Origin of the sequence: Burkholderia sp. BCC1644, assembly GCF_902833225.1 — a bacterium.
In the GTDB taxonomy this organism is placed as follows: Bacteria; Pseudomonadota; Gammaproteobacteria; order Burkholderiales; family Burkholderiaceae; genus Burkholderia.
In genome coordinates, this window is sequence record NZ_CADFEI010000004.1 from 73,331 (window position 1) to 91,644 (window position 18,314).

The 18,314-nt window shown below is 66.4% G+C and carries 18 protein-coding genes and 4 tRNA genes; 12 read left to right on the plus strand and 10 right to left on the minus strand.

Translation table 11 applies throughout. The features are described from left to right. Nucleotides 1–106: 106 nt before the first annotated feature. Nucleotides 107–664, minus strand: coding sequence for an elongation factor P (gene efp, locus HWX87_RS09180; protein WP_047900193.1), 558 nt, complete (start codon nt 662–664; stop codon nt 107–109). Between the two features lie 126 nt (nt 665–790). Continuing rightward, a complete protein-coding gene (earP, locus tag HWX87_RS09185; protein ID WP_176046850.1) occupies nt 791–1,984 on the minus strand; it encodes an elongation factor P maturation arginine rhamnosyltransferase EarP in 1,194 nt (397 codons plus the stop codon). A 76-nt stretch (nt 1,985–2,060) separates the two neighbouring features. On the opposite strand from earP, the gene uvrC reads away from it, so the two are divergent. From uvrC to HWX87_RS09215, 6 genes are all read left to right on the plus strand, one after another. After that, nucleotides 2,061–4,103, plus strand: coding sequence for an excinuclease ABC subunit UvrC (uvrC, locus tag HWX87_RS09190; protein ID WP_176046851.1), 2,043 nt, complete (start codon nt 2,061–2,063; stop codon nt 4,101–4,103). Between the two features lie 98 nt (nt 4,104–4,201). Further along, on the plus strand, nt 4,202–4,789 hold the full coding sequence (gene pgsA / locus HWX87_RS09195) for a CDP-diacylglycerol--glycerol-3-phosphate 3-phosphatidyltransferase (RefSeq protein ID WP_034186518.1): 588 nt from the start codon (nt 4,202–4,204) through the stop codon (nt 4,787–4,789). Between the two features lie 146 nt (nt 4,790–4,935). Then, nucleotides 4,936–5,011 (plus strand) — tRNA-Gly (locus tag HWX87_RS09200). Between the two features lie 53 nt (nt 5,012–5,064). Continuing rightward, nucleotides 5,065–5,140, plus strand: a tRNA-Gly gene (locus tag HWX87_RS09205). A 51-nt stretch (nt 5,141–5,191) separates the two neighbouring features. After that, nucleotides 5,192–5,267, plus strand: a tRNA-Gly gene (locus HWX87_RS09210). Nucleotides 5,268–5,367: 100 nt separating this feature from the next. Next, nucleotides 5,368–5,441 (plus strand) — tRNA-Cys (locus HWX87_RS09215). Nucleotides 5,442–5,527: 86 nt separating this feature from the next. Here HWX87_RS09215 and HWX87_RS09220 read toward each other — a convergent pair. Further along, nucleotides 5,528–6,076, minus strand: a complete 549-nt coding sequence (locus HWX87_RS09220) for a GNAT family N-acetyltransferase (RefSeq protein WP_176046852.1) — start codon at nt 6,074–6,076, stop codon at nt 5,528–5,530. Between the two features lie 46 nt (nt 6,077–6,122). Continuing rightward, nucleotides 6,123–6,746, minus strand: a complete 624-nt coding sequence (locus HWX87_RS09225; protein WP_176046853.1) for a helix-turn-helix domain-containing protein — start codon at nt 6,744–6,746, stop codon at nt 6,123–6,125. Between the two features lie 148 nt (nt 6,747–6,894). On the opposite strand from HWX87_RS09225, the gene HWX87_RS09230 reads away from it, so the two are divergent. Continuing rightward, complete coding sequence (locus tag HWX87_RS09230; RefSeq protein ID WP_176047154.1) at nt 6,895–7,131, plus strand: ParD-like family protein; 237 nt, start codon at nt 6,895–6,897, stop codon at nt 7,129–7,131. Further along, a complete protein-coding gene (gene map, locus HWX87_RS09235; RefSeq protein WP_176046854.1) occupies nt 7,131–7,937 on the plus strand; it encodes a type I methionyl aminopeptidase in 807 nt (268 codons plus the stop codon). Before HWX87_RS09230 ends, map begins: the two co-directional genes overlap by 1 nt. 100 nt (nt 7,938–8,037) lie before the next feature. Here the strand turns inward: map and HWX87_RS09240 are convergent, their stop codons facing one another. Further along, complete coding sequence (locus tag HWX87_RS09240; protein WP_176046855.1) at nt 8,038–8,541, minus strand: GAF domain-containing protein; 504 nt, start codon at nt 8,539–8,541, stop codon at nt 8,038–8,040. A gap of 79 nt (nt 8,542–8,620) precedes the next feature. Continuing rightward, nucleotides 8,621–9,538, minus strand: coding sequence for a LysR family transcriptional regulator (locus HWX87_RS09245; RefSeq protein ID WP_176046856.1), 918 nt, complete (start codon nt 9,536–9,538; stop codon nt 8,621–8,623). Nucleotides 9,539–9,648: 110 nt separating this feature from the next. On the opposite strand from HWX87_RS09245, the gene HWX87_RS09250 reads away from it, so the two are divergent. Both HWX87_RS09250 and HWX87_RS09255 read left to right on the plus strand, forming a co-directional pair. After that, nucleotides 9,649–10,521, plus strand: coding sequence for a pirin family protein (locus HWX87_RS09250; protein WP_176046857.1), 873 nt, complete (start codon nt 9,649–9,651; stop codon nt 10,519–10,521). 144 nt (nt 10,522–10,665) lie between these two features. Then, the gene (locus HWX87_RS09255) at nt 10,666–11,151 is read left to right on the plus strand and encodes a GNAT family N-acetyltransferase (protein WP_176046858.1); all 486 of its coding nucleotides are present in this window, start codon (nt 10,666–10,668) and stop codon (nt 11,149–11,151) included. A 22-nt stretch (nt 11,152–11,173) separates the two neighbouring features. On the opposite strand, the gene HWX87_RS09260 is transcribed toward HWX87_RS09255, so the two are convergent. Genes HWX87_RS09260 through HWX87_RS09270 form a run of 3 tightly spaced genes read right to left on the minus strand, consistent with a single transcriptional unit; the run spans nt 11,174 to nt 13,144 of the window. Continuing rightward, nucleotides 11,174–12,043, minus strand: a complete 870-nt coding sequence (locus tag HWX87_RS09260) for a cytochrome c oxidase assembly protein (protein ID WP_176046859.1) — start codon at nt 12,041–12,043, stop codon at nt 11,174–11,176. 10 nt (nt 12,044–12,053) lie between these two features. Then, nucleotides 12,054–12,500 carry a copper chaperone PCu(A)C gene (locus tag HWX87_RS09265; protein ID WP_176046860.1) on the minus strand — a complete coding sequence of 149 codons (447 nt, stop codon included), beginning with the start codon at nt 12,498–12,500 and terminating at the stop codon, nt 12,054–12,056. Nucleotides 12,501–12,508: 8 nt separating this feature from the next. Next, on the minus strand, nt 12,509–13,144 hold the full coding sequence (locus tag HWX87_RS09270) for an SCO family protein (protein ID WP_176046861.1): 636 nt from the start codon (nt 13,142–13,144) through the stop codon (nt 12,509–12,511). A gap of 567 nt (nt 13,145–13,711) precedes the next feature. On the opposite strand from HWX87_RS09270, the gene otsB reads away from it, so the two are divergent. Both otsB and otsA read left to right on the plus strand, forming a co-directional pair. Next, on the plus strand, nt 13,712–14,464 hold the full coding sequence (gene otsB, locus HWX87_RS09275; protein WP_176046862.1) for a trehalose-phosphatase: 753 nt from the start codon (nt 13,712–13,714) through the stop codon (nt 14,462–14,464). Then, nucleotides 14,461–15,849 carry an alpha,alpha-trehalose-phosphate synthase (UDP-forming) gene (gene otsA / locus HWX87_RS09280; RefSeq protein ID WP_176046863.1) on the plus strand — a complete coding sequence of 463 codons (1,389 nt, stop codon included), beginning with the start codon at nt 14,461–14,463 and terminating at the stop codon, nt 15,847–15,849. Before otsB ends, otsA begins: the two co-directional genes overlap by 4 nt. Before the next feature lie 78 nt (nt 15,850–15,927). Here otsA and HWX87_RS09285 read toward each other — a convergent pair whose 3' ends face one another. Then, nucleotides 15,928–17,754, minus strand: a complete 1,827-nt coding sequence (locus tag HWX87_RS09285; protein WP_176046864.1) for an ABC transporter ATP-binding protein — start codon at nt 17,752–17,754, stop codon at nt 15,928–15,930. Nucleotides 17,755–18,314 lie beyond the last annotated feature (560 nt).

The following is an 18,314-nucleotide window of genomic DNA, read 5'->3' on the forward strand; positions in this document are numbered from 1 at the left end:
GTGGATTTTGTGCTTCTTATGTTCTCCGGCGCTTGCCCGCTGTTGGCGCCAGACAAACAAAAAGCGCCCCGAAGGGCGCTTTGTTCGATGCGTATAACGCTGGCGATTACGCGCGGCTGCGGTATTCGTTCGTACGCGTATCGATTTCGATCTTGTCGCCGGTGTTGCAGAACAGCGGCACTTGCAGTTCGAAGCCCGTTGCGAGCTTGGCGTTCTTCAGCACCTTGCCCGACGACGTGTCGCCCTTGACGGCCGGTTCCGTGTAGGTGATCTCGCGAACGAGGACCGTCGGCAGGTCGACCGAGATCGCCTTCTCGTTGTAGAACACGACTTCGCAAGCCATGCCGTCTTCGAGGTAGTTCAGCGCTTCGCCCATCATTTCGGCTTCGACTTCGTACTGGTTGTAGTCGGCGTCCATGAACACGTACATCGGGTCGGCGAAGTACGAATACGTCACTTCCTTGCGGTCGAGCACGACGACGTCGAACTTGTCGTCTGCCTTGTAGACCGATTCCTGGCCTGCGTTGGTCAGCAGGTTCTTCATCTTCATCTTGACGACGGCGGAATTGCGGCCCGACTTGTTGTATTCCGCCTTGGCGATGACCCAAGCATCGCTGCCGATCTGCACGACGTTGCCTACGCGGAGTTCCTGTGCGGTCTTCATAAAAACTGTCCTGATCAAATCAAATAAATAGGTGCCTGAGCGTTGCGCAACGGCTGACGGCGCAAGCGGCGCGTTCCGGTGGACGCCAAAAGCGAGCGCTTGCCTGGTCAGCCGTCGGATAACCGCTTATTTTAACTGAGATTTTGCGTATTCCGCCAGCTTTCCGGCGAGATCGCCGACGGCCGCAAGCGCGTCGGCCCAGCGGGCTGCGTTGGCGTCCAGTGCGGCGCGGTGCTGCCAGAAATCGGCCCAGTCGGGCGTGCCGGCGCCGTTCCACGCGTGCCAGAATCGCTCGAGCGCCGCGCGCGGCGCGTCGGCGAGGCCGGCCGACAAGTGCGCGAGCGCGGCGTCGAGCTTCGGCAGGTGCACGTCGTCGGCCTGCGGGTAGATGTGCCACACGAACGGCTTGCGCGCCCACTGCGCACGGACGAACGAATCCTCGCCGCGCACGAAATTGATGTCCGCCACCCACAGCATCGAATCGTAGTCGGCCTGGGGGACGAATGCGAGGCCATGTGCAACCAGGTTGCCGCAGTGCGCATGCGCGCCCGCGCCGAACGAATCGACCCCGAAAAAGCGCGCGACGGCGGGCGACACGCGGCCGGTCGGCACCAGCGCGACGATCGGTGACGGGCCGTCGCGCCACTGGGCGAGCAGCGCGTCAACGGCCGGATTCTCGTACGCGAACAGGCTGACGACCGTCGTGCCGGCGGCCGGCGGCGCGCCGCCGGTCGTGCGCCGCCACCATGCGTCGCGTGCCGCCGCGTCGGCTTTGAAGGCCATGCGGCGCGAATCGAGGTCGTGCTCCTTCAGGACGCCGCCGGTGCCCGCCGACAGGCCGGGGAAGAAGAACGTCTTCAGCAGCGGGTAGCGCGGGTGCGGCGACGGCCGCAGATGGAAATCGGCGACCCAGTCCTCGGCGCTCAGGTATTCGAGGTTGATCCACACGGGGCGGCGCTCGCGGCGCGCCATCGCCGCGAGATATGCGCCGGGCAACTCGCACGCGAACGCCTCGATCACGACATCGGCGATCTCCAGCGCATCGCCGACTTCCGCGTGCCAGTGCTCGATCACGATCGTGTCGACCGTCTGCCGCCCGGCGTCGGCGTCGACCCCCGGCAGCAGGCGCGCGAACGTGCGCAGGTCGTCGACGAACAGCCGGACCTGCCAGCCGTGCTCGTGCGCGAGCTGGCGCGCCACGCGCCAGCACACGCCGATGTCGCCGAAATTGTCGATGACGGTGCAAAAGAGGTCGCAGGCGATCGGTTCGCCCGGCGCGAGCGGTACGGTGGGGCGTGGGGCAGCGGTGGTGCGTGGCATCGAAGCGGGCCGGTGAATGCTCTAAACTGGCGATTCTAATAGACCCGTTCCGCGTTACAAGGCGCCCGGATCACGCATGACAGCCCCAGAAGCCTCCGATACTCCGTTCGAACCGAAGAAGATCCTTGCGCAGTTGCCGCACATGCCCGGTGTCTATCGTTATTACGACACGGCGGGCGCCGTGCTTTACGTCGGCAAGGCGCGCGACCTGAAGAAGCGCGTATCGAGCTATTTCACGAAGACCCAGCTGTCGCCGCGCATCGCGATGATGGTCACGCGCATCGCGCGCATCGAGACGACCGTCACGCGCTCGGAAGCCGAGGCGCTGCTGCTCGAGAACAACTTGATCAAGGCGCTCGCGCCGCGCTACAACATCCTGTTTCGCGACGACAAGTCGTACCCGTACCTGAAGCTCACCGCGCACCGATTTCCGCGGATGGCCTACTACCGCGGGTCGGTCGACAAGCAGAACCAGTATTTCGGGCCGTTCCCGAGCGCGTGGGCCGTGCGCGAGAGCATCCAGATCCTGCAGCGCGTGTTCCAGTTGCGGACCTGTGAGGATTCGGTCTTCAACAACCGCACGCGGCCGTGCCTGCTGCACCAGATCGGGCGCTGCACGGCGCCGTGCGTCGGCGCGATCTCCGGCGAGGATTACGCGGTCGACGTGTCGAACGCCGCGCGGTTCCTGCTCGGCCGGCAGTCCGAAGTGATGAAGGAACTCGAGCAGAAGATGCACGCGTTTGCGGCCGAGCTGAAATTCGAGCAGGCGGCGGCCGTGCGCAACCAGATGAGTTCGCTTGCGACGGTGCTGCACCAGCAGGCGATCGAGGTCGGCAGCGACAGCGACGTCGACATCCTCGCCGTCGTCGCGCAGGGCGGGCGCGTGTGCGTGAACCTCGCGATGGTGCGCGGCGGCCGGCATCTCGGCGACAAGGCGTATTTCCCGACGCACGTCGAAAGCGCGTTGACGCTCGCCGAAGGCGGTCTTGGCGACGAGGCCGAATCGCTCGAAGCGACCGATACAACTGGCGCGACCGCCGCCGCGGCGACCGACCAGCCTGCGGAAGAAGCCGGCAGCGCGCGCGCCGCCGCGGCGGCGTCGGTCGAGGCCGAAGTGCTCGACGCGTTCATCGCGCAGCACTATCTCGGCAACCGCGTGCCGCCGGTGCTCGTCGTCAGCCATGCGCCGGCGAGCCGCGACCTGCTCGAGCTGCTGTCCGAGCAGGCCGGCCACAAGGTGTCGCTCGTGCGGCAGCCGCAAGGGCAGCGGCGCGCGTGGCTGTCGATGGCCGAACAGAATGCGCAGATCGCGCTCATGCGACTGCTGTCCGAACAGGGCTCGCAGCAGGCGCGCACGCGCTCGCTGGCCGACACGCTCAGCTACGACTGCGATGATCTCGCGACGCTGCGGATCGAGTGCTTCGACATCAGCCACACGATGGGCGAGGCCACGCAGGCGTCGTGCGTCGTGTACCACCATCACAAGATGCAGTCGGGCGAGTATCGCCGCTACAACATCACGGGCATCACGCCGGGCGACGATTACGCGGCGATGCGGCAGGTGCTCACGCGCCGCTACGAGAAGATGGTCGAGCAGGCCGCGCAGGCGGCCGCCGTCGACGAAGCGGCCGGCATCGACGGCGAGTCGACGCGCCAGGCCGAGGCGTCGAGCCTGCTGCCGAACATCGTGCTGATCGACGGCGGCAAGGGTCAGGTCGAAATCGCGCGCCAGGTGTTCACCGAGCTGGGGCTCGACACGTCGATGCTGGTAGGCGTCGCGAAAGGCGAGGGGCGCAAGGTCGGCCTCGAGACGCTCGTGTTCGCGGACGGCCGCACGCCGCTCGAACTCGGCAAGGAGAGTGCCGCGCTGATGCTCGTCGCACAGATCCGCGACGAGGCGCACCGCTTCGCGATCACCGGCATGCGGGCGAAGCGGGCGAAGGCGCGCCAGACGTCGCGGCTCGAGGAGCTCGAAGGCGTCGGCGCGAAGCGCCGGCAGCGGCTGCTCGCGCGATTCGGCGGATTGCGCGGCGTGGTGGCCGCGAGCGTCGAGGAACTCGCGAGCGTCGAGGGCATCTCGCACGCGCTCGCCGAACAGATCTACAAGCAGCTTCACTGACTCGGCCGTGCGGCCGGCTGCCTCGCGCGCTTTTTCGCGTTCTTGTGGCAGGCCGGTCGACACGGCACAATTGCGAATCCTTTACTGTCCCGCATGCCATGCCGTTCAATTTCCCGATTTTCCTGACGTGGGTACGGATCGTGCTGATTCCGCTCGTCGTCGGCGTGTTCTACCTGCCGGACACGGTGATGGGCGGCGCGCACCGCAATCTCGCGGCGGCGGCGATCTTCATCCTCGCGGCGCTGACCGACTGGTTCGACGGCTATCTCGCACGCAAGTGGAACCAGACGTCGTCGTTCGGCGCATTTCTCGATCCGGTGGCGGACAAGCTGATGGTGACGGCCGCGCTGCTGATCCTCGTGCAGATTTCGCGGGTGGACGCGGCGATCGCGCTCGTGATCGTCGGCCGCGAGATCGCGATTTCGGCATTGCGCGAGTGGATGGCGCAGATCGGTGCGTCGAAGAGCGTCGCGGTGAACCAGCTCGGCAAGTTCAAGACCGCATGCCAGATGGTCGCGATCCCGATGCTGCTGTTCTATGGGCCGCTGCCGCTCGGCGTCGTGACGATCGACACGCGCGTGTGGGGCGAGTGGCTGATGTATCTCGCGGCGGTGCTGACGATCTGGTCGATGCTGTACTACATGAAGCTCGCATGGCCGCAGATTCGCGAGCGCGGCGGTGCGTGATACGCGCGTCTCGCATTCGGCCGAGACGGTTTTTGGAAAAAGGGCTGGAAAAGCCCTTGACACACGAATGTGCCTTCGACATAATCTCGCTTCTCCGCTGCACGACGAAGTAAGTGTGTGACGGGGAAGCAGTAGCGCAGCAATACGCGGGAGTAGCTCAGTTGGTAGAGCGCAACCTTGCCAAGGTTGAGGTCGCGAGTTCGAGACTCGTCTCCCGCTCCAGATTTTATCTGGCAGCGTGTTGGTCGGCGAAGCGCTGCAGATGCAGGACACATGCGGGAGTAGCTCAGTTGGTAGAGCGCAACCTTGCCAAGGTTGAGGTCGCGAGTTCGAGACTCGTCTCCCGCTCCAGATTTTTCTGGCAGCGTGTTGGTCGGCAAAGCGCTGCAGGTGCAGGACAATGCGGGAGTAGCTCAGTTGGTAGAGCGCAACCTTGCCAAGGTTGAGGTCGCGAGTTCGAGACTCGTCTCCCGCTCCAAGTAATGGGGAAGCCAAGCTTCCCTTTTTATTTGATGGACTTCCGGTCCTCGAATAAAAAATCTGTCGCTTGCCTCACGGCATCCGGACAGTCCGCTTTTGGCGCGATAGCAAAGCGGTTATGCAGCGGCCTGCAAAGCCGTTTAGGCCGGTTCGACTCCGGCTCGCGCCTCCAGAAAAAGCCCCGCTTCGGCGGGGCTTTTCTTTTTTCTGCCTCGCTTTTCGGCCGTCGAGCAGGGTGCTGCGACGGCCTCCGTTCGATCAGCCATCCACCGGCTGCGCCGGCGTTTCGAGCTTCAACTGATAGAACGCCGCATCGAGCCAGCGGCCGAACTTGAATCCCGCCTCCGTGATCGTGCCCGAGTGCACGAATCCCAGTTTCGTATGCAGTGCGATGCTCCCGGCATTGGTCGCATCGATGCAGCCGACCAGCACGTGCACCTGTGCGTCGCGCGCACGCCGGACGACTTCGCGCAGCAGCAGCTCGCCGAGCCCGCGGCCACGCTGGTCGCTGCGTACATAGACGCTATGTTCGACCGTATATTTGTACGCGGGAAACGCACGGAACGTGCCCCAGCTCGCGAAGCCGAGCAGCACGCCCGATTTGTCGACGGCGCCGACGACCGGAAAACCGCCCGCGCGCTTCGTCGCGAACCACGTGACCATGGCTTCCGGCGGGCGCGGCCGGTAGTCGTACAGCGCGGTCGAGTTCGCGATCGCGTCGTTCAGGATCTCGAGGATGGCCACTGCGTGCTCGGCCTCGCTGCAATCGATCAGGCGCACGTCGTCGTGCTGTTTCGGGGAATTCATACGGGCTCCTGGTGGTGTTGAACGGCGCGTACGCACGACGTGTGCATTACGCGCTCCGCACGCCGGCAGCGGCGGACGCATCGCAGATCACGACGACATAGCGCGCGGGATGCGGTGACGGATTGCTGAAGATCAGCGGCTGGTCGAGCCGCATGGCCAGACAGTCGCCTTCGTGAAGTTCGTGGAGCGCATCGCCGAACGTGACGTCGACGCGGCCGCTGATGACCCACACCTGCTGATGCAGCGCGCTTTCGCGTCCACCGCTGTCGTACGCGACGCGCGCGCCGGGCGGGAAATCGACCTCGACGAGCTGGATCGGCGACGGCCACCCGGCCGGTGACAGGTTGCGCCGCACATAACCGGACGCCGGATCGCGCCATTCGGCCTGCTGCGCGCGTCGGGCCAGCGGCTGCGCGGGCGTGTCGTCCCGGTCGCCACCGAACAGTCCGGCCAGCGACACGCCGAGGCCGGCCGCGAGCTTGTCGAGCACGACGGCCGTCGGGCTGGCCGATGCGCGTTCGATGAGCGAGATCATCGAACGGCTGACGCCGGAACGCGCGGCCAGCGCATCGAGCGTGTAGCCTCGAACGGTGCGCAGGTCGCGCACGCGCCGCGCGATGCGCTCGTTGATGCCGGTGTCGTCGGCCTGGGTGATCGTTGATTCTTTCATGATGGATTTATTTTCCAGCAAACTGGAATTCGATGTCAACGACATCGGTTGTGGCGGGCCGACGGTTCGACGGATGCCGAGCAGCTTGCCCGGCCGTCGTGCGCAGCGTAATATACGAAACAGCTACGTTTCGTTTAATTGGGGATATATGGGCATCATCAAGATTTCCGAGCACATGCATGAACGGCTGCGCTCGACGAGCACGGCACTGAGCCGTTCGATCAACGCGCAGGCCGAACACTGGCTGCGCGTCGGGATGCTGGCGGAACTCAACCCGGCGCTGTCCTACGGCGACATCTGCAAGATGTTGATCGAGGCCGAGGCGCGGGGTGGCGACGTGGCGCCGGCGGAACCGGTCGCGTCGCATATCGAGCAGGTGGCGTAATGGCGAAACGAGAAATCCCGATTCGCGGCGGCGCAGAGATCGCCAAGTCGCGCGAAGCCGCCAGGCTCGCGTCGCAGGTGCTGACGATGATCACCGAGCACGTGAAGCCGGGCGTGACCACCGACGAACTGGACGCGCGCTGCCGCGAATACATCGTCGACGAACTCGGCGCGATTCCCGCGAATATCGGCTACCACGGCTATCCGAAGACGCTGTGCACGTCGGTCAACCACGTGGTCTGCCACGGCATTCCAACGTCGCGGCCGATGCGCGACGGCGACATCGTGAATCTCGACATCGCGGTGATCAAGGATGGCTGGTTCGGCGACACGAGCCGCATGTATTTCGTCGGCGAGCCGAACGAGCTCGCGCGGCGTCTCGTCGCGGCGACCTACGAGGCGATGCACGCGGGCATCCGCGCGGTGCGTCCGGGCGCGACGCTGGGCGACGTCGGCTACGCGATCCAGCAGGTTGCGCATCGCGAAGGGTTCAGCGTGGTGCGCGAGTATTGCGGGCACGGCATCGGCGATGTTTATCACGACGAGCCGCAGGTGCTGCACTACGGCCGCCCGGGCACCGGCGTGCCGCTGCGGCCGGGGATGATCTTCACGATCGAGCCGATGCTCAACGCGGGCAAGCGCGACACGCGCGTGCTGGCCGATGGCTGGACGGTCGTCACGAAGGACCACTCGCTGTCCGCGCAATGGGAGCACATGGTCGTGGTGACGGAAACGGGCTTCGAGGTGCTGACCGAGGACGCGAAGCCGCAGGCGTTCGCGGCGCTTTCCGGCACGCACGCGGCCTGACGGCAGCGGTGCGCCGCGCAGGGCGGCGCGGTGCTGCAATGAAACGGGCCCCTTCAAGTGAAGGGGCCCGTTTCGTTTGCGGCGACCGGCGCAGCGAGGCTTAGCCGCGCGCCTTCTGCCACGCATGCTCGACGAACACGCGGCACAGCGCTTCCATGCCTTGGCGATCGTCGTCGTCGAAGCGCGCGGCGACCGGGCTGTCGACGTCCCACACGCCGATCAGCGTGCCGTCGCCGGCCACCAGCGGCACGACGATTTCCGATTCCGAGGCCGCGTCGCACGCGATGTGGCCGGGGAATTCATGCACGTCGCGCACGACCTGCGTTTCGCGCGTCTGCGCGGCTGTGCCGCACACGCCTTTGCCGAGCGCGATGCGCACGCAGGCAGGCTTGCCCTGGAACGGCCCGACGACGAGTTCGGTCCCGTCGAAGAAGTAGAAGCCGGCCCAGTTGAGACGATCGAGCGAGTGATAGACGAGCGCCGAGAAATTCGCCGCGTTTGCCGTCAGGTCGCGTTCGGACTCGACGAGCGCGCGCGCCTGCTCGACGAGCGTCGCGTATTGATCGGCCTTGGAGGTGTTGGGGTCGTTGGACAGCGTGAACATGGCGGGAAAGCGATCAGGGTTGTGAAAATGCGCGTGGCGCGTACCGCAGTCTACGGTACGCGCGCGCGGTCTGCAGCGCTCAGTCGGGTTCGAGTTCGGCAAACCGCGCCGCCAGGAAGTCGAGCAGCGCGCGCACCGCGGGCAGCAGCCCCCGGCGCGACGCGAACACCGCGTGCACGATCTCGCGTCGTGGCGCCCAGTCCGGCAGCACCGTGACCAGTTCGCCGCGCGCGACTTCGTCGCGCACCATCATCGTCGGCAACTGCACGACGCCGACACCCGCGACGGCCGCCGCGCGCAGCGCGAGCATGCCGCCCGTCACGAAGCGCGGCTGGTGATGGATTTCCGCGTGCGCGCCGTCGGGCCCGCGCAGCCGCCACACGTGCGTGGATTGCGGCACGCCGTGATCGAGGCTCGGCAGGCGCGCGAGATCGGCGGGAACGGCCGGCGCACCGCGCTCGCGCAGCAGCGTGGGGCTCGCGACGAGGCACTGGCCGCGCTCGGCCAGCACGCGCAGCGCGAGATCGCTGTCTTCGAGCGGCGGCGGGCGCACGCGGATCGCGACGTCGATCCCTTCGCCGACCACGTCGACACGCCGGTTGGTCGCTTCCAGATGAATCTCGACACGCGGGCACGCGGCCATGAACGCGGCAATCATCGTACCGACCAGTGAATCGAGCAGCACGATCGGACAACTGACGCGCACGATGCCGCGCGGCTCCTCGTGCAGCAGCGCGATCGCTTCGTCGGCCGCGTCGGCCTCGACGAGCATCGCACGGCAATGCGCGTAGTACGTCTGGCCGACGTCGGTGACCGTGAAACGGCGCGTCGAACGCTGGATCAGCCGCATGCCGAGCCGTGCCTCGAGCAGCGCGATGCGACGGCTCAGCTTCGATTTCGGCATGTCCAGCGCACGCCCGGCCGGCGCGAAGCCGCCGTGTTCGACGACCTGCACGAAGTAGTAGAGATCGTTCAGATCCCGTGCTTTATCGTTCATGAAATAGAACGCTGAGTGCGATTTCGGCAGTCTACCGGATCGATCGTTCCACCACTATATTGCTACTCATGGATGCGAAACACGTGTTTCGCCGCAATTTGGAGAAGGCAATGAAGAAGATCCAGGGTGTGTACAGTGCGCCGCGCGGCCATTGGGTCGGTGACGGTTTCCCGGTGCGTTCGATGTTCAGCTACCAGTCTCACGGCACGCACCTGAGCCCGTTCCTGCTGCTCGACTACGCCGGCCCGACCTCGTTCGAGCCGGGCTCGGTCTCGGCGCCGCGCGGTGTCGGCCAGCATCCGCACCGCGGGTTCGAAACGGTGACGATCGTCTATGACGGCGAAGTCGCGCACCGCGACTCGACCGGCGCGGGCGGCGTGATCGGTCCGGGCGACGTGCAGTGGATGACGGCCGCGAGCGGGATCCTGCATGAGGAATTCCACTCGGAAGGGTTCACGAAGCACGGCGGCCCGTTCGAAATGGTGCAGCTGTGGGTGAACCTGCCCGCCGCCGACAAGATGGGTGCGCCCGGCTACCAGACGTTGCTGAACGCGGACATTCCCGTGGTCGAGCTGCCGGACGGTGCAGGGCGTGCGCGGATCATCGCCGGTGAACTCGACGGGCGGCGCGGCCCGGCTCGCACGCACACGCCGATCGACGTGTGGGACGTGCGGCTCGTGGCAGGCGGCCATGCGCGGTTCCCGGTTGCCGAAGGGCGCACGCTCGCGGTGGTCGTGCTGAGCGGTACCGTGCAGGTGAACGGCGAGACGGTCGCTCGTGAAGCGCAGTTCGTGCAACTCGGTCGTGACGGCAGCGACGTCGAGATCGAAGCGAACGGCGACGCGAAGCTGCTGATCCTGAGCGGCGAGCCGATCGACGAGCCGGTCGTCGGCTACGGTCCGTTCGTGATGAACTCGCAAGCGGAGATCCGTACCGCGATCGAGGACTTCAACGGCGGCCGCTTCGGCCAGATGCCGGCATGACGGTCGTGACGGCATGACGAACAGGCCCCGCACCATGCGGGGCCTTTTTTTTGCGCGCGAGCAGGCGGTCGCGCGCGGTGTGCGCTTCGAGGCATAATCGACGGTTGCCGCGCGCCGGCCGGCGCGCCCGAATCAGGACCGCACATGAACGCATCCGCCGCATCCCCGAGCGCCGCCGATCTCGACTGGCGCTGGAAATCCTTCGACGCGCTGACGGCGCGCGAAGTCTATTCGATCCTCGAGGCGCGCAGCGCCGTGTTCGTCGTCGAGCAGAACTGCGTGTATCGCGATATCGACGACGCGGACCAGACCGCGTGGCACCTGGCCGCGTTCGATCCGGCCGGCCGCCTGGCCGGCTATCTGCGTGTGCTGCTGCCCGATGCGCAGAACACCGACGTGCGGATCGGCCGCGTGCTGACGACCGCCGCGTTCCGTGGCGCGGGCCTCGGCAACGGGCTGCTGTCGCGCGCGCTCGAGCATATCCGCGTGCAGTGGCCGGATACGCCGGTGAGCCTGCATGCGCAGGCTCACTTGCAGCGTTTCTACGGCGCATTCGGCTTTACGCCGAGTTCGGACGTGCATGACGAGGACGGCATTCCGCACGTGTGGATGAGCAGCGCGCGCGCGTGATGCGCGCCGCGCTGCGCCGCGGTCAGTGCGCGGCGTGCGGCACCGGCGGCTTGTCCGCGTGCTGCACCGCGCGTTCGCCGATCAGGCGACCGCGCGCGGACAGCCGCAGCCAGTGCCGCAGCGCGATCAGCGCGCCGATCACGCTCATCATCGAGCCCGGAATCCACAGCAGCAGCCCGCCGATCTGCTGATCGCGCAGCGGGCTCAGCCACGTGAATGCGCGGCCGCAGATCGAGTAGATCGGATACAGCTCGTGCGGCGTGAAGAAGATCAGCGCGCCGAGCGCGATCTGCGGCGGGATCGCCGCGACGACGATCAGGATCCGGCGGCCCGGCGACAGCCGCGCGGGCGGCGCCGGCCGCGGATCGACGACGAGCCACCAGAACAGCAGCCCGTCGATCACCATGCTCCAGTTCATCACGCGATAGAGACGCCAGTCGAGCATCGCGATGAAGTGGATCGGCGACAGCAGCCAGAAATAGATCAGCCCGACGAACAGCACGACCGCGACGACCGGATGGAACACCACATCGAGCGTCGCGCGCACGGGCGCCCACGCGAGCGCGGGGCGCACGAAGCGCTGCCGCCAGCTGAACGGGATACCCGCGCGGATCGCCGCGCCCGGATACGACAGCGCGATGAAGAACGGCCCGAGGTGGTGCAGCACGAGGTGCTGCGCGCGGTGCATGAAGAACTCGTGCTCGAAGAAATAGTCGAGCCGCGTATGCAGCGCGATGTAGAGCGCCGTCAGTCCGAACCAGAACGAGAACTGCCGCAGCGGCGTCACCTTCGCCTTCTTCACGCCACGCGCGAACAGTACGGCAGCCGTCAGCACCGCGATGACGACCGTCGGCGACGGTTCCCACGGATCGAGCCAGTACAGGAGGTTCATCGCGCGCGGATCACTTCGTCTGGGCCGGCGACTTCACGGCAAACGGCGCATCGACGGTTTCGCCGTCGGAGAATTTCAGGCGCAGGTGCACGGTGTCGCCCGGCTTGATCGCGTGCTTCGGCTCCTCGAGCATGAAGTGATAGCCGCCCGGCGCGATGTCGACCTTGCCGCGTGCGGGGATCGTCAGCTTGTCGACCATTTCCATCTTCTGCGTCGAGCCGTTCGACACGGTCTGGTGCAGCATCGCCATCCCGTAGTCGGGGCTGTCGACGTCGACGAGATCGACCGGCTTGTCGCTGGTGTTCACGAGCGTCACGTAGCCGCCGGCGGGCAGCTTGTTCGGCAGCCAGCGCACCCATGCGCCCTGGGCGGTGATCGCGCCGGCGGCATACGCTTGGGCGCCGGCGCACAGCGCGGCGAGGAGGGCGAACGTCTTGAGAGTCGTCTTCGTGTTCATGTCGGAATTCAGGTCGTGGAGGCGGTGTCGATGATCCGGCGCACATCGGCGGCGATGGCGTCGGGCGAATCGCGATCGGTCGCGAGCAGGCGCGCGCGGCCGGTTGCGTCGAAGATGTAGACGGCCGAGCTGTGCGTGACTTCGTAGCCGCCGGACGGATCGCGTTTTTCCATCTGGTACGCGACGCGATAGCGTTTCGCGAGCGATTCGATCTGGCCGTCGGTGCCGGTCAGGCCGCGCGCGTGCGCGGCGTCGAACGCGGCGACGTACGACTGCATCAACTGCGGCGTGTCGCGCGCGGGATCGACCGACACGAACAGGATGCGCACGTCATTGGCCTGCGGGCCGAGCTTGCCGAGCACTTCCATCAGCCGCGCCATCGTTTCGGGGCAGACATCGGGACAGTGCGTATAGCCGAAGTAGACGAGTGCGATACGGCCGTGGAACGCATCGGCGTCGACGGGACGACCGTCGCCGCCCGTCAGCGTGAACGACAGGTCGGGCAGGTGGCCGGTAACGTTGGTCAGGTTCCAGCGCGGCTCGTCGTGCGTGCACGCGGCGAGCGCCACGGCGGCGGCGAGGGCCGCGGCCGTGCGGATGAAGCGGGAGATGCGCCGGTGCGGCGCGGGACGGGCAGGCGACATCTCAGGGACTGTTTCCATATGGAACACACATGCGAATGCCCGAAATCGCTCGTAGGGCAAGGAGTAAGGAGCGCCGTTTGGCCGAGCCAAACAAGCGACGCGCGACGCCGCCATACGGGCGATTTCGGGCATTCCCGTGGGATGTTTTTTTTGTAATTTGGGGTTGCCACGAGAACGGCCGCTCGCCGCGTTGCGCTCCTTGCGAATACGTCAGTATTCGCAGCGTCACGCGCCTCGCGAGCGGCCGTTCTCGTGGCAACGCATGCGCGTTCCATATGGAAACAGTCCCTGAGCTCGATCGGTCGGAAAGGTGGCCCGCCGGCGCGATGCCATGCGTCGCGCGGCAGGCGGTTGCGACTGTAGCGCAATTCGCGCGCCCGCGTCCTTTCGAAACCCGTACGGGGCGGGCGAGCGGGGCAATATGTCGCAGTTGACGCAATCGGCGGCGCGAGGCCGGCGATGCACCGGTTTCGCCCATCTCGGTGCGCAGGCGCGGTAAGATGCGCACAATTCCATTCGCGCAGCGGCGGCCTGCGTTTGCCGGCCGACCCTCAGACTATCGAATCGATGCAATCCGTTCCGGCTTCCCTGTCCCTGACCGATACCGCGTTCTTCTTCGACTTCGACGGCACGCTCGTCGAACTCGCGCCGACTCCCGACAGCATTCACGTTCCGCCGTCGCTGCTGACGCTGCTCGACGAACTGCGCCGCCGCTCGCACGGCGCTGTCGCGATCGTGTCGGGGCGCGGTATCGACAACCTCGACACGTTCCTGAAGATGCCGGGCCTGCCGATCGCCGGCTTGCACGGCGCGGAGCGCCGCGATGCGAACGGCGACACGCAGCGCATCGGCTTCAACGACGAACGCCTGCTGCGCATCGAACGCGAGCTGGCGGGTGTCGTCGACCGATATCCGGGCATGCTGCTCGAAATCAAGGGCGCGGCCGTCGCGCTGCACTTCCGCAATGCGCCCGAGCGTGAGGCGGTCGCGCGCGAAGCGGCCGAGCGTCTCGTGGCCGACTATGCCGATGCGTATGTGCTGCAGCCCGGCAAGATGGTGTTCGAGATCAAGCCGAAGGGCGTCGACAAGGGGCGCGCACTGGCCGCGTTCCTCGACGAACCGCCGTTCGCCGGCCGCGTGCCGCTGTTCGCGGGCGACGACCTGACCGACGAGAAGGGCTTTTCGGTGGTCAACGCGCGCGGCGGCCTGTCGATCAAGGTCGGCGCGGGCGAGACATCGGCCCGCATGCGGCTCGATTCGGTCGACGCGCTGCATGAGCAGATCGCGTGCTGGCTCGGCGCGGGGCAGCCGCACGCATGAGCCGGCTCATCATCGTTTCAAACCGCGTCGCACCGATTTCGGAAGGCGAACCGGCGGCGGGCGGCCTGGCGATCGGCGTCTACGACGCGCTGAAGGAGACGGGCGGCATGTGGTTCGGCTGGAGCGGCGAGGTCGTCGCGTCCGGCGCGCCGCAGCCGCAGATCCGCATCGAGGAGCGCGGGCCCGTGACGTTCGCGACCGTCGGCCTGACGCGTCGCGATTACGACCAGTACTACCGCGGTTTCTCGAACGCGACGCTGTGGCCCGCGTTCCATTACCGCGCGGACCTGATCCAGTACGACCGCCACGAATTCGACGGCTACCGTCGCGTCAACGTGTGGCTCGCGCAGCAGCTCGTGCCGCTGCTGCAGGACGACGACGTGATCTGGGTGCACGACTATCACCTGATCCCGTTCGCGCGCGCGCTGCGTGATGCCGGCGTGAAGAACCGGATCGGCTTCTTCCTGCATATCCCGTTTCCGGCCGCGCAGGTGCTCGTCAACGTACCGCCGCACCGCGAGCTCGTCGAGTCGCTGTGCGCGTTCGATCTGCTCGGCTTCCAGACCGAACCCGACTTGCGCGCATTCTGCGACTACGTCGAGTTCGAGGCGGGCGGCGAAGTCGAGCGCGACGGGCACAACACGGTGCGCGTGCGCGCGTTCGGCCAGACGCTGCACGCAGCTGCCTATCCGATCGGCGTGTATCCGGACGAGATTGCGTCGCTCGCGCAGGCGGGCGAGCACGGCAAGGCCGTGCGCACGCTCGCGACGTCGCTGCGCGGGCGGCAGCTGATCATGAGCGTCGACCGGCTCGACTATTCGAAGGGGCTCGTCGAGCGCTTCCGTGCATTCGAGAAGCTGCTCGAGCATCAGGCGTCGATCCGCAACCGCGTGTCGTTCCTGCAGATCGCACCGTCGACGCGCGCGGACCTGCGCGCGTACCAGGACATCCGGCTGCAGCTCGAAGCGGAGTCGGGGCGCATCAACGGGCGCTACGCGGAGCTCGACTGGGCGCCGATTCTCTACATTCACCGCCAGTACGACCGCCAGGTGCTGGCCGCGCTGTACCGGCTCGCGCGCGTGGGCTTCGTGACGCCGCTGCGCGACGGGATGAACCTCGTCGCGAAGGAGTATGTGTCCGCGCAGAATCCGGACGATCCGGGCGTGCTCGTGCTGTCGCGTTTCGCGGGCGCCGCGCGCGAGCTGACCGGCGCGCTGATCGTCAATCCGATCGACATCGACGGGATGGCCGATGCGCTGTCGCAGGCGCTGACGATGCCGCTCGCCGAGCGGCGCGCGCGCTACACGGACATGATCGCGCAGCTGCGCGAGAACAACGTGTCGGTATGGCGTGACAACTTCCTGCGCGATCTGCAGCACGCCTGACCGGCTGCTGCCGAGGCAATAAAAAAAGCCGCAGTGCGTGATGCACTGCGGCTTTTTTGTCGGCTGCGCGCGGGCGCGTCAGGCCACGCGCTCGCCGGTCGGCGTGTTGCCGTCCGCGTGATGGCGGCCGTGCTGTTTCGCGAGGAGATCGCGGTACAGGCCGGGACGGTTGCGCAGCACGTCGGGCGGGCCGTCGTCGATCACCTTGCCGCTGCTCATCACGATGATCCGGTCGAAGTTGCGCAGCGTCGACAGGCGGTGTGCGATCGCGATCACCGTGCGGCCGACCATCAGGCGGTCGAGCGCGCTCTGGATCGCTTCCTCGGACGCGCTGTCGAGCGCCGACGTCGCTTCGTCGAGCAGCAGGATCGGTGCATCCTTCAGGATCGCGCGTGCAATCGCGATGCGCTGGCGCTGACCGCCGGACAGCTTGACGCCGCGATCGCCGACGATCGTGTCATAACCTTCCGGCATCGCCTCGATGAACTCCGCGCAGCGCGCGTCGCGCGCGGCGGCGAGCACTTCGTCGCGGGTCGCCTCGGGGCGGCCGTACGCGATGTTGTCGTAGATCGTCCGGTGCAGCAGCGAGATGTCCTGCGGCACGAGTGCGATCGCATGGCGCAGGCTGTCCTGCGTGATCGTCTTCACGTCCTGGCCGTCGACCTTCACGACGCCGTCCTGCGTATCGTAGAAGCGCTGGAGCAGCGCGAGCACGGTCGACTTGCCGGCGCCCGATTTGCCGATCAGGCCGACGCGCTGGCCCGGTTCGATATGGAGGTCGAAGTGGTCGAGGATCGCGCGGCGGTGCGGATACGCGAACGTCACGCGCTCGAAGTCGACGCGGCCACCCGTGGCCGACAGCGGCTGCGCGTCGGAGCGGTCCGGCATCCCGTGCGGCTCGAGCAGCGTCTTCACGGCTTCGGACAACCGTGCGACGTGCTGCGTGACGTCGACGAGCGCGACCGCGAGGTCGCGCGTGCCGTGCAGGATCGTGAAGCCGAGCGAACTGACGAGCACGATGTCGCCCGACGTCGCGCGGCCCTGGTCCCACAGCCACAGCGCCCAGCCGAGCAGGCCGGCCGACAGCATCGCGGTGATCACCGCGTGCAGCAGGCGCAGCTTTTCAAGATAGAGCAGGCTTTGCTGGCGCGCGTCCATCTCGGCCTTGACCGTCGCGCCGAAGCGCTTCTGTTCGCGCAGCGTCATCCCGAACGCGCGCACGAGGCCCATGTTGCCGATCACGTCGACGAGCTCGCCGTCGACCGCCGCAGCCTTCGCCGCGAACGCATGGTGGCGTGCCGAGCCGCGCCCGGCGAGCTTGAACAGGATGACGGACAGCACGGCCGAACAGCCGAGCAGGCCGGCGGCCATCAGCGGATTGACGACGATGATCATCAGGATCGCGCCCATCACCGCGATGCACGGCGGCAGCACGTTCCACGCCATCGTGTTCTCGGACGTGTAGACCGCGTTCGACGTGGCCGTGATGCGGCTCGCGAGCGTGCCCGGCTGCTTCTCCGAGTAATACGTCGGCGAATGGCCGATCAGGTACTGGAACAGGTCGCGCCGCAGGTCGCCGGTCACCGCGACGAACGTGTGTGCGGCGACCCAGCCGCCGACGCGCCACAGCAGGTTGTCGGCCGCGATCAGCCCGACGAGCAGCGCGAACGCGCTCCACAGCGGGCCCGGGTGATGGCGTCCGGTCGCGAGTACGTCGATCAGGTGCTTGATCGCGTATTGCGAGCCGAGCGCGCAGCCGACGGCGGCCAGCACGCTGCAGAACACGATGAGGTGCGCGACGGGGTGGAGACGGATGTAGCGGAACAGGAACGCGATCGGCCGGTGCGCGTAGCTCGACAGCTCCGCGTTGTGGGCGTTGCGCTGGGCAGGGGTGAGAGATTCCAAAATATGCGTGCGGTGATTCGGTGATTGAGCGTTGCGGCTGGATCGCATGCCGGCGTTCGCCCGGACTGAATAATCCGGCATTGTAAACAAGGCCGTGCGTCGCGCTGCGCGAATCTTGCCTTGGCCAGGGCTCGCGATCGATTTTGAGATAAAATCCGGCATCCCGTCTGCCTCATGTGCCGGAATCACGCTGCCGGCAGCCACGGGTGACAAGGATCGCCAAAAGGGCCTTCCACTCTAGAACGGACACCCAAGTCCGCGGGTTGCAAAGTGTTGCGCCTTTGTAACAAAGTAAAGTGTTTGAAATGTTGTGCGCCGTATCGGGATTAACCCTAGATAATCGGCTCCGGGTTCGATTCCAGGTTTTTTACGAACCCCTGTCAACGGGTCTTCGTTTCAAACGTTCTATGCCTGTCGCGTCGCCGACGCTCCTTGAGCAGCGCGGGTTCGACGCCCCCGGCAGGCTGATTCGTCCGATCTTCGGACGAAATGCATCCAGCCCGGACCGCCGGCAGGTTGCCGACCCATACCTGGTTTTTAGCCGATTTTTTAGGAGTTAC

What these genes read in the sequence shown, in the direction of transcription:
- efp (WP_047900193.1), bottom strand. Translation starts at nt 664, where the DNA reads ATGAAGACCGCACAGGAACTCCGCGTAGGCAACGTCGTGCAGATCGGC.
- earP (WP_176046850.1), bottom strand. Translation starts at nt 1,984, where the DNA reads ATGCCACGCACCACCGCTGCCCCACGCCCCACCGTACCGCTCGCGCCG.
- uvrC (WP_176046851.1), top strand. Translation starts at nt 2,061, where the DNA reads ATGACAGCCCCAGAAGCCTCCGATACTCCGTTCGAACCGAAGAAGATC.
- pgsA (WP_034186518.1), top strand. Translation starts at nt 4,202, where the DNA reads ATGCCGTTCAATTTCCCGATTTTCCTGACGTGGGTACGGATCGTGCTG.
- HWX87_RS09220 (WP_176046852.1), bottom strand. Translation starts at nt 6,076, where the DNA reads ATGAATTCCCCGAAACAGCACGACGACGTGCGCCTGATCGATTGCAGC.
- HWX87_RS09225 (WP_176046853.1), bottom strand. Translation starts at nt 6,746, where the DNA reads ATGAAAGAATCAACGATCACCCAGGCCGACGACACCGGCATCAACGAG.
- HWX87_RS09230 (WP_176047154.1), top strand. Translation starts at nt 6,895, where the DNA reads ATGGGCATCATCAAGATTTCCGAGCACATGCATGAACGGCTGCGCTCG.
- map (WP_176046854.1), top strand. Translation starts at nt 7,131, where the DNA reads ATGGCGAAACGAGAAATCCCGATTCGCGGCGGCGCAGAGATCGCCAAG.
- HWX87_RS09240 (WP_176046855.1), bottom strand. Translation starts at nt 8,541, where the DNA reads ATGTTCACGCTGTCCAACGACCCCAACACCTCCAAGGCCGATCAATAC.
- HWX87_RS09245 (WP_176046856.1), bottom strand. Translation starts at nt 9,538, where the DNA reads ATGAACGATAAAGCACGGGATCTGAACGATCTCTACTACTTCGTGCAG.
- HWX87_RS09250 (WP_176046857.1), top strand. Translation starts at nt 9,649, where the DNA reads ATGAAGAAGATCCAGGGTGTGTACAGTGCGCCGCGCGGCCATTGGGTC.
- HWX87_RS09255 (WP_176046858.1), top strand. Translation starts at nt 10,666, where the DNA reads ATGAACGCATCCGCCGCATCCCCGAGCGCCGCCGATCTCGACTGGCGC.
- HWX87_RS09260 (WP_176046859.1), bottom strand. Translation starts at nt 12,043, where the DNA reads ATGAACCTCCTGTACTGGCTCGATCCGTGGGAACCGTCGCCGACGGTC.
- HWX87_RS09265 (WP_176046860.1), bottom strand. Translation starts at nt 12,500, where the DNA reads ATGAACACGAAGACGACTCTCAAGACGTTCGCCCTCCTCGCCGCGCTG.
- HWX87_RS09270 (WP_176046861.1), bottom strand. Translation starts at nt 13,144, where the DNA reads ATGTCGCCTGCCCGTCCCGCGCCGCACCGGCGCATCTCCCGCTTCATC.
- otsB (WP_176046862.1), top strand. Translation starts at nt 13,712, where the DNA reads ATGCAATCCGTTCCGGCTTCCCTGTCCCTGACCGATACCGCGTTCTTC.
- otsA (WP_176046863.1), top strand. Translation starts at nt 14,461, where the DNA reads ATGAGCCGGCTCATCATCGTTTCAAACCGCGTCGCACCGATTTCGGAA.